At 65.0% G+C, this 10,066-nt stretch carries 8 protein-coding genes; 6 read left to right on the forward strand and 2 right to left on the reverse strand.

Annotated features, from left to right (window positions below; all coding sequences use genetic code 11):
- The first annotated feature begins 15 nt into the window (after positions 1-15).
- The 3 genes from NU1_RS29295 to NU1_RS41870 all read left to right on the forward strand — a co-directional run bounded on the left by NU1_RS29295 (position 16) and on the right by NU1_RS41870 (position 4,643).
- On the forward strand, positions 16-405 hold the full coding sequence (locus NU1_RS29295) for a hypothetical protein (RefSeq protein WP_174565948.1): 390 nt from the start codon (positions 16-18) through the stop codon (positions 403-405).
- Positions 406-439: 34 nt separating this feature from the next.
- Positions 440-2,323 (forward strand): type VII secretion target, encoded by a 1,884-nt coding sequence (locus NU1_RS29300; RefSeq protein WP_067526541.1) that lies wholly within the window; start codon positions 440-442, stop codon positions 2,321-2,323.
- 121 nt (positions 2,324-2,444) lie between these two features.
- On the forward strand, positions 2,445-4,643 hold the full coding sequence (locus NU1_RS41870; protein ID WP_067526543.1) for a hypothetical protein: 2,199 nt from the start codon (positions 2,445-2,447) through the stop codon (positions 4,641-4,643).
- Positions 4,644-4,903: 260 nt separating this feature from the next.
- On the opposite strand, the gene NU1_RS29310 is transcribed toward NU1_RS41870, so the two are convergent.
- Entirely contained in the window at positions 4,904-5,875 is a 972-nt protein-coding gene (locus NU1_RS29310) for a hypothetical protein (RefSeq protein WP_067526545.1), read from the reverse strand.
- Positions 5,876-6,005: 130 nt separating this feature from the next.
- On the opposite strand from NU1_RS29310, the gene NU1_RS29315 reads away from it, so the two are divergent.
- Complete coding sequence (locus NU1_RS29315; protein WP_245720371.1) at positions 6,006-6,995, forward strand: C40 family peptidase; 990 nt, start codon at positions 6,006-6,008, stop codon at positions 6,993-6,995.
- A gap of 330 nt (positions 6,996-7,325) precedes the next feature.
- Here the strand turns inward: NU1_RS29315 and NU1_RS29320 are convergent, their stop codons facing one another.
- Positions 7,326-7,862, reverse strand: coding sequence for a DUF4254 domain-containing protein (locus NU1_RS29320; protein WP_084521909.1), 537 nt, complete (start codon positions 7,860-7,862; stop codon positions 7,326-7,328).
- 137 nt (positions 7,863-7,999) lie between these two features.
- Here NU1_RS29320 and NU1_RS29325 point away from each other — a divergent pair, with 137 nt between their 5' ends.
- Together NU1_RS29325 and NU1_RS29330 are read left to right on the forward strand one after the other, a co-directional pair.
- Positions 8,000-9,664: a hypothetical protein gene (locus NU1_RS29325; RefSeq protein ID WP_067526549.1), complete on the forward strand. Its 1,665-nt coding sequence runs from the start codon at positions 8,000-8,002 to the stop codon at positions 9,662-9,664.
- A gap of 9 nt (positions 9,665-9,673) precedes the next feature.
- Positions 9,674-10,051 carry a hypothetical protein gene (locus tag NU1_RS29330; protein WP_067526551.1) on the forward strand — a complete coding sequence of 126 codons (378 nt, stop codon included), beginning with the start codon at positions 9,674-9,676 and terminating at the stop codon, positions 10,049-10,051.
- The last annotated feature ends 15 nt before the right edge of the window (positions 10,052-10,066 follow it).

Raw genomic sequence — 10,066 nt, forward strand, 5'->3', positions numbered from 1 at the left:
AGCAAGCGAGATTCCATGCGAGAGACCCACCCTCATGTGCGTGCCACACAGGCGATGATTCGAGCGTTGCGCCACCGTGCGGCCGAGGTACGCGAACGACCCGATCGCATTGTGGCGCGACGCCCCTCCCCGAGCGGCGCGGTGATTCCTGAGGTGAACGCCAAGGGGCATTTGCTGAACCTGTACCTGGCACCGGGAACGTGTACGCGTTTCGATGATCAGGAACTGGTGGCCGAGATCATGGCCGCCATTCTCGAGAGCACCCAGGACGCACGGCAGCAGTACCGAATTGCCATGAACGACGAGGCAACTCGGCGCCGGCCACTCGGGGAGATCATGCGGGAATGGCGTGCTCGGCCCGGCTCGAACCGCGAGATTCCCAACTTTGGGAACGACCGAGAATGAAGGGCAGGGATGTCGGCGGAGGGAGTCGAACAGCATGGCCGACCGTATCGAGGTCGATCCGGACAGCCTTCGCGCGATGGCCGACCGGCATGATCATGCGGCCGCCCGAATCCGGGAATGGGGCAAGATTCCGCACGATTGGCTCGCTCGGTTCCGATCCGAGAACGGAACGATCGCCGAACCCGTCCGCGCGGCGCTGACAGACTACTTCGACCGGCGCCATCGGCGGGCGGAACGTCAGGCCGATCACCATGAGCGCACCCGTGATGCGCTGCTGGAGTCGGCGAATATCTTGGAGGCGCGGGATCTCGAATTCGGTCGGGACATCGGTGATCGGGGGCGCGATTTCGATTATTCGAGCACAGGTGGGCCGGTACCCGCGACGACCACTCCTGCAGGTGGGTGGGTGCCCGGCTCGATCGGCCCTGCGACGAACACTCCTACTAGAACCAGTCCGGAGTCGGCGAGGGGGAATCCGGATAACCGGGAGGACACCGATCCGGTCTTGGCCGGGGCGGTCCCGCCGACTGTTCCCCATCCGCTCAACGGTTCGGATGCCCAGGTGGATGATGGGGCCGAGCGCTTTTCGGGCGTCGGTGACAGTACTCGGACGGAAGACATCCTGATCGGTGAAGACGACAGTTCCGGCGGGTGGACACCACCTTCGGTTGGCGATCCCGCCGAGGTTGCCACGCCGCTGCCGATGGCGGTCATCCCTCCTGGTCTGGCCGGCGGCCCGTCGTCGCCGCCGGCCGGGGGTGTCATTCTCGGTGCCGAGTCGCCCACCGGGGCGGCCGCGCTTCCCGCGTTCATAGGACCGGCTCGGATGGCCGATGGTGACCAGCGGCCCAGCCCAGCGGCGACCGCAGCGCCCGACACACACGATCTGGCCGCCGCGCGTTCGTTGCTGGCTGCGGTCTTGTACGCAGTCGGGTCGACCGCCTCCACCGTGCAGTGGTCGGCCGGGGTGCTGCGCAATCCGGCTGGTGCGGCGCTGTTTCTGACCACGAACGAGGGCCGAGGCTGGTTGCCACCCGGTTTATATCTTCCGCGGAAAGTGTCCACGCCCTGGATACGGGACGACAGGGTGGGCATTCGGGTGTCGGAGCAGGACAGCTGGGAACGTTGTGCTGATCCGGCTCGGATCCTGGTGGAGTTCGCTGATATCTGGGGAGTGCACGCGAATGCCCGGCTTACGGCACTGGTCACGTCCGGGCGGATCGATCCACGGCTGCGCGAGACCATCGCCTCGGTGGCCGTCGAGGAGCGGGTCGCACCCGGTGGCGACATGGATCTCCGAGTTCCCAGCCCCTATACCGTCGATCGGCTGGGCCTGGCCGGATCTACTGAAGCACTGCACCAGGCGGCTGTTGTACCGCGTGTCGCGCGTTCGGCCCAGGGGTTGGAACTGGCCGCCGACGCCCATCGGCGTGTGCGGCGAGCTGGCGCTACGCCGCTGGCAGCGGCTGCTGTCGAACAACTGCGGGATCGGATTCTGGCCACGCTGGAGTCGGGGCAGTCGCCGCCGAGCTCGTGGTGGAGTGGGCTGCGGCAAGCCGACAGTGCACTCGCTTCCTTGATCGCGGCCCACCGGGCGGGCACGGCATCGCACCGAACCGGCCTTGTGGCTGGCGACGAAAGTGCAGTGCGGTCACTGGTTTTCGAACGCCGCTGCACCGAACTGGTGCTGCTGCTGGACGGGGAACCCGGCTACCGGAAGCTGCGGGACCAGCTCTACGCACATGAGCAAATCGTCAAGCATCCCGCGTTCATCGACACTCTGGCCGTGTCCGTGGTGCCCCCCGGCTCGGACAGAACACCCGCCGCCGCCGGATTGTCTGTCGCAGGGAAAGCGCGTGCGGACAGCGATGTGCCGGTGGAACCACTAGCGGCAGGCTTCGACATCCGCAGCGGGTAGCAGGACTGGGCCGATGCTCGGTACTTGTGCGGCGCGTTGAGGAAGTCTTCGCCGATGGCAATCACCGGGCGCGCACCCCGGATGGGCAGCGCTGCCGCGCACCGATTAGCGAGGAGAGGGCATGGGCGACAAATACACCGTTTACAACAGCGACGGTGAACGTGAACGGGACCGTTACGATGTTAAACCCGATGAGGGGTTCTATTACGCTCAAGATAAAATCGACGGGGAACTGACTCTCTACCGGGTGGTGGGCGACCATCATATAGCGATTGAGACATGGCCTTCGTCGTATGACGTCGACTATCGCGTGACCGGTGACGGTGAGGCGTACGCGTCCGAGGGTAACGGCAGCCAAACCATCATGGTCGACCCCGATGACCGGCAGGAAAGTGAAGATATCGGTTTGGCCGACCTGGATGAACTCTGGGGTGAGTACGGCTACATGGATGGGCTGCGTCCGGAGGGCGATGTTCTGGAGTGGGTGCGGCTGCCTATTCCCCGTGGCGCCAGTCCGGACTTGGCAGGTTTGATCGTCGACACCAAGGACACCATGCAGGAGGGATTCGATTCGATCGGCGTCGGCAACCCGGAAGCGGCACCGGATTTTACGAGCGTCCTCGAAGATATCGGGACCGCGCAGGGGTGGACGGACATCCGGAATATTTCGAGTACGACCGGGGAGCATGAGACGCTGACTGTCCGGCTGGATAGTCGGCAGGAATTGTTTGACGATAAGAATAATAGCGTCGAGATCGATGTCGATGACCTGACCCCTAGGCAAGTGGAAATACTCGAAAACCTTAGACGGATCAAGAATGATCTGGCGGGCACGCTCGAAGAAAAGATGGATCTCCTCGAATACTATGCAGAGACCGAAGGCTACAGCATCAGCGAAGATGATGATGGAAATATGGTACGTAACCATTCTCCGGCGGCGGCCAGTAAAACTTATACGGATGTCCTCTATGAATTGGTCGAGGATGAGGGAGGAAGCCCTCGATTCGAGTTGCATCCCGATATTGAACAAGCTATTTACGTCTCAGCTATCATCACCGCTTCCGAGGATTTCGACTCTGAATACACGAAAGCGGAAGCGGAATTTCAGGGCATCGCTGGTCGAATAGATGATGACAATGAAGACGACACCAACAACGACGACACCAACAACGACGACACCAACAACGACGACACCAACAACGACGACACCAACAACGACGACACCAACTATGACGACACCAACTATGACGACACCAACTATGACGACACCAACAACGACGGCACCAACAACGACGACCCGTTCGAGGGTGAGGGGGTGGACGGTGTAGAGGGTTTGTTCGACGATGTGATAGGTGACACCGCTGACGACGGAGTTGACGGTGCCGGCGCTGAGGACGGGGCTGAGGGTGCCGATGATTCCGCGGAGGGTGCGGCGTCCAGGGATCAGATGTTCGAGGATGCGCTCGGGGCGTGGCGGTCCGAATATTTGGGTGGGCAGGACGGTGAAAACAGCGACAATGGTGACAATGGCGGTAATGCTGTTGTCCCGGCCGCGAACAATAATAATGGTGGGGGCTCTACGGATCCTTTGGGTGGGTTGGGGTCTATTATTCCGTCTTTGCTGCAGTCGGGGATGATGGGTAATAGTCCTAATATGGGTAATAGTGTTCCGCGGTTGGAGCGGGATCCGCGTGATGATCCGCGTCGGTTTGAGAGTCCGGCCGTGCCCGAGGTTGTTAATACGGTGCCCGCTGGGCAGCAGCTGCCGAGTGTGACGGCGCCGGGGGACGTCGGTGTACCGCCGCCGGTGGTGACGCCTGCCGGGGGAATGGTGGATGTGAAGTTGCCGGACGGGTCGGAGTTGAAGACGTCGTCGGTGGTGGCTCAGGCGGTGAATGCCGAGCTGCATAATCCGAACGGCTCCGATCCGCGGGCCGCGTATGAGGGAACCGCTGGGCAGGCGTCGTCGTCGAGCCCGTGGACGCAGGTGAGCACTCCGCAGACCGGTGATGTGGTGCAGTGGACGGATCGGTCGGCATTGGTGGTGAATACCGATGCTGGGGGGTTGCAGATGATTGTGAACGGCCAGGTGGTGCCGTTGGATCCGCATAATCCGCCGGAGGATGGGCGGGGTGGATTCGGTGATTTCGTCGGGTTCTTCCATCCGTCGGGGATCGATTCCACCAGCGCGGTTGCGGCCACCGGTGTTCCGGGTGCGCCGGCTGCTGGTGCGCAGGTTCCGAACCCGCCGGTGGTTACCGCGCCCAGCGACACTGCGCCTCCGGTACCGGAGGTACCCACACCAGAAACGCAGCGATAACACACCCGAACGAAGAGCCTGTACCGCCCGATCATGTTCCCCATGGTTGAGGATCAGGGACGATGAACCCATCCGGCACGTCGTGGGAAAGGGCCGACCGAGCAGATGCCTGGTTACTTCGAGGTCGAACCGGATCGGCTACGTCGCATCGCGGCCGAACACGACAAGACGGAATCGGCCGCCGAGCGGTCGCAGCGGTAACGCACCAGGGAAACCCGTTTGTTACCAGCGATTTTGCCGCATCAGATCGTCGGCAAGGGTCAGGTCAGACCCACATGGCCGGCCAATTCGTCGAGTAATTGCGGCAGGATGGGTGCGGGCTGAGCGGGCTCGGCCTCCTTGCCGTCCTGGCCTTCGGCCTTGTCGTCATCACCGTTCTGGTCTTCGGCCTTGTCGTCACCGGAGGAGTCTGGCGAATCCTCCTTCGCGGAGGGTTCTGTTTTGTCCTTCTTCTCGGAGTCCTCCTCGGAGGGTTCGTCCTCGCCGAACACCCGGTCCATCAGTTCCGGCGCCAAGCTGCTGATCAGCGGCATGGCGGCCATCGGCAGCATGGCCAGGATCGGGAGCAACCCTGCCAAGCCGTCACCGCCGCCGCCTCCGCCTGCACCATCGGCAGTGTCGCCGCCTCCGCCGCTGCCCTTGCCGTCGTCGTCGCTGCCGTCCTCACCGGCGACCTTCGCGTTCTCGGTCGCGACGACTGTCACCTTGAGGTAGACAGCTTCGATCGCTTCCGCGAGATGCCCCAGCACCTCCAGCTCCGTTTTTCCCGTGAGGTTGCCATCGGAGTCTCGGATCAGTTGGGGGCCAGCGAGTTTGGTGGTGTTGAGTTCGGAGACGATGTGCTTGATGGCCTTCAGCGTCATATCGTCTTCGTCGGACACGTATTTCGAGACGTCGACGACGTTCCTGTCGGCCCGTATCAGCGCGCTCTGCCGGGCTTCGACCAGGGCCAGCGTTTCCTGGTAGTCCTCGCTGGCCGCGCTTTTGCCGAGGTTCTCGTACTGGACCGGCTGCACCAGATCGTCGACATTCGGGGGCGGGCTGGTGGTTCCGATGCCGAGCAGATTGACCGCCGACTGTATAGCGGTCTCAGTGAACGAGATGAACGCGAGCAGGCCGGGTGAGGCGCCCTTGGGGCGGACGAGCTCGACGGTCCAGTAATTCTTGTCCTCGCCGGTTGCCGCTGTCGCGGATTTCGCCTCGATCTGCTTGCTGGTCAGGACTGCTGCCATGCGCTGGAACCGCCTCTCTCGGTAATCTCGTTCATTGTCTGCTGTTCTCGATTGTGGGAAGGGCAGACAATGAGTCAGGGGTGCGCGGAAACGAGTGGGCGGTGGGTGAATCGGTCGAATGGAGTCGGAATTGACAACACAGGTCGATGACATCCTGCGCTCGCTGAGTGCACTATACGGCGACGGCCAGCCCGCGTCCGGCCAGTCGGCCGTGATGATGCGCGATATCGCCGCCACTATGCGCGCGCACAACGCGGCCGGGGTCACCGGATATGCCGACACGCTCGGCGTGCACACCGCTACCGCCGAATCCCAGTCCCAGCGAGACGGCGGCGTGCACACCACGGTCGCCACCTCCGGTGACGGCACGCTCAACGGCCGGCAGCAGTTGTCGAATCAGCTCGCCGACTTCCGGTCCCGGATCCAGGCGATCGCCTCGATCGGCGATACCAGGTTCAGCGGTCCTGCCTTGCTGGATACCGCGCAGCGCAGCATCACCAACGCGACCAGGCAGGTCAACGCCGATGTCGACGCGGTACGCAAGCAGGCGGCGCAGATCATCCCGCCGGTCGTGCCGCCCCGCCGACGCCCTCCGCCTACCGACCAGCCGGTGTCGCGGTCGCGTGGCCGCAGGCTCCGCCGCCGCGTGTCCGTGCCCGTGCCCGCGTCCGCACCGGCCGGTGTGCGCTCGAATCCGCGCCCGAGTCCGCAGCCGAGGATGCCGCAGGCCTCGGACGGGACGCTCGGCGGCCACGCGGCAGCGGCGGCCAGCGGCTGGCTCGGCACACCGTACGTGTGGGGTGGTGGCGGCGCGGCCGGTCCGAGCGGCGGCGGTTTCGATTGCTCAGGGCTCACCCAGTACGCCGTCGCCCAGGCCACCAATGGCGAGGTGACTTTGCCTCGCACCACCTATGAACAGATCTACAGCGGATACCGAGTGCATCCGAACGATGTGCGGCCCGGAGATCTGGTGTTCCCCGGTGATTCGTGGAGCCACCGAGGTCCCGAGCATGTGCAGTTGGCGGCCGGTGGCGGCAAGGTGATCGAAGCGCCGTATACGGGTTCGACTGTGAAGTACTCGGATATGCCACGTAACGCTGTCGTCATTCGGGTGATGTGAACGGTCAGGCGTACCGTTCCGGCAGCGATCGGTGGCGGCCATGCCACCGACCGCTGCCTTCGGAAGACCTTCAGGATGAGGGGATCTGAAGGGCTCGCGTCGACGGTACCGGTACTGCCGTCTCCGGCGTTCCCGTTGCTGGGAACAGGCACGCAACCACGTTCGGCGGCATCGACAAGGTGGGTGGCGTCGGTCGCTGGGGCCGGCCGGATAGGTGGGACATGAGCGAGGGCGCTACCGGGTGTGGGCCAGTGCGCCGCCCTTCAGGGCGGTGGTGAAGGCTCACGCGGGAGGGCCGCTAAGGCCCGAGCGTGCCCTAAACCGAATCGCTCACCAGACGCTGACGGCGGGCGGGGCGGTGACCGGTAGCCGGCGGCGGCCGGCGTGCACCTCGGTGATCAGGTCGGTGTAGGCGTCGCAGAGTTGGGCGACGTGGTGCCAGGCGGTGTGCAGGTCCGGGTCGCGCGCGTCCAGGGTGGCCAGTGCTCGGCGGGCGTTAACCCACGCCGCAGCGATCCGGTCGATGACCGAACCGAGGGTTTCGGTGTGCAGGCTGGCGCCGTGGCGGTGCTGCGGCAGGCGCTGCTGGGTCCACAGGTCGATGGCGTGAATGATGGTGGCCCGATGCCGGGTTGTTTCGATGACGTCGACCAGGGTGTCCGCGGACTGCTGGTGCAGCGCGGCGAGTTCGCGAACCCAGCCGATGATCGGGTGCGGGGCATTCGCCTCGTCGCGAAGTGCGGTGATCAGCTCGGCACCGAGCGGCAGGGTCGGTTCGGAACGTTTCAGGTGTGCGCCCGCGCCTTCGACGTGCAGTCGGCGAAGGGAACCACCAGCGCTGCGTCCGGGGATGTCCGGTGTAGTCATGACGGCTCCTTCTAGCCGAGCTGTTTCTCCATCGTCGCAGCTTCCCAGGGGTGAGAACGAGTCGGTGAGCGATCCGGATTCTGTTCACTACGATGGGATCTCGACACCGACCGGGCGCGCGTAGAAATCGAGGAGCCATGGCAGACGAGCTGCGCATCGATCCGGTTTGGTTGCGCAGCCAAGCACAGGCATTGACGGCCATCGGTGACGAGGCTGCCGGCACACACAGCTGGTTGACCAGCGCACTGGCTGCCACGGACCGCTCGTGGGGGGAGGACGACCCGGGGCAGGCGTTCGCCGAGAATTACGTGGGCGAGAACGAGCAGGTCATGCGAAACCTGCAGGATCTGATCCAGCAAGAACGGGAGTTCAGCCGCAGCGTCGCCGAGGCCGCTGACGCGTTCGAGACCGGTGACGCCGAGATCGCTGACGAGGTCACTCGCGCGGACGAGGAAAGCACGCGGCAATCACGTCCGTTGAGTTGGCCACGTCCTTTGAGTTGGCCCGGGGGAGCCGGCCAGACGGTGGCCGGTACACCGGGGTATGCCGATCCCGGTGCGGCGGACAGGTCGGTGTCGCCAGCGGTATCGCCGTCGATGCCGGCCGAGTCGCCGTCGGTGCCGGCAGCTCCGGCAGCGAGTGTGCCGCAGGCGAATCCGGCGGCGGATGCCGCTCGCCAGGCAGGTAGCCAACCGCCCCCGGCGTCTCGGGCGAGTGACTCGGGCAACCCGGTAGGGAACTCCGGCACCCAGCCAGGTGCGGCGAATCCGGCCGCGGATCGACGCAACGGCGGACCCGGCAGGTCCGTCGGCCCGACACAGCCCGCATACCCCAAATGGACCGCACCGAAGCCAGGCAACCCGGTGGCCCCTGGTCCTCAGCAGGCTGCACCCGGCGGAAGCCGACCGAACTCACCATGGTCAAGTCTCGCGCCGCCCGCCGCGTCGGGCACTCCCCCGAACGCGGCACCGAGAGGGGCCGCGCCGCCCGCGCAGCAGCAGGTACCGCAGCAGGCGCCGCCCGGTGCCCCGCCGCGCCGGGCTGAACCGCCGAAACCCAAGGACGACAAGGACACTGGACCTAAACCATCGGCTGCGAACGCGAAGGTCGCGCGTGCTCTCGCCCAGCGACACGGGCTTGCGGTCAAGGGGTTCGACGGCCCCGGTCTCGACGAGCACACGGTCGCCGAGATCGCGGCGGCGATCGAGGACGTCAAGCCGAAATATCCGCAGATCGACCTGCGCGGCATCGCGATCGAACAGACAATCCCGGGCACCTGGTCGCGGATTGTGCCAAGCCGCGATGATGCCACCGGACACCGTTACGTGTCGTGGCTCGTGTTCAGTAAGGACGCCGCGCTGAATCCTGTCGACTTCGCGGAAACCATTTCGGCCGCAACGGCATCCGGGCACCTGGTGCGGGGTTCGGATGAGCGGCCGGTGTATTCGTCGATCATTCGCGAACTCGGCGCCTGCTTGGACGTCGCAGGTGATTTCGCTGCCCGGGCACGGGGGCAGCGGGCGCTGATCGCCGAGCATTGGAGCACGCTCGCTCCGGCCCGCCGCCAGGACACGCTCGCCGTGGTGGTCAGCAGCTATAAGGCCTGGCGTAATCAGTTGTGTGGCAGCTGTTTCCAGCGCGGGCAGCTGGCGCCCGAACGAGCATTGATCGAAGCATTCACGGAGGTGGAGTTGCATGCGGCCGGTGCGGTAGCGCCGGCGTGGGCGCTGCGGGAACTACTGGTACACGCGTCGCGGCCGGAAGATCCCAGCGGCGAATCGGTTGCACAATCCACTCCCTAGCGAGTGCCTATGGATCAGCGAGAGAGGGAGCAACTGCGTTCAGCCAATGATGAGCTGCGACGACGGTTCGACCGGGCCATGCAAACCTTCGAGCAGGCCCGGCCCGGCGATATCACCGCACAGGTGGCGGGTATCAGAATGACGGCGGCCTCCTGCGACCGGCTGGCAGAGGCGACTGTCGACGCCACCGGTGTGCTGGTCGACCTGCGGTTCGCGGTGGGTGCGTGCCGGCGTCCGGCGGCCGACATCAGTCGAGCCGTCACCGAGGCCGCGGCGGAAGCCCGCCGGCTCGCGATGGCCCAGACCGAAACGCTCATAGCGCCGTTCGCCGCGGTCGCCGACGAGGTCGCCGAGCTCTGGCCTGATGACGACCAGCACCGCATCTGACGGGGCAGGCGGCCG

Source organism: Nocardia uniformis NBRC 13702, from assembly GCF_001613345.1.
In the GTDB taxonomy this organism is placed as follows: domain Bacteria; phylum Actinomycetota; class Actinomycetes; order Mycobacteriales; family Mycobacteriaceae; genus Nocardia; species Nocardia uniformis.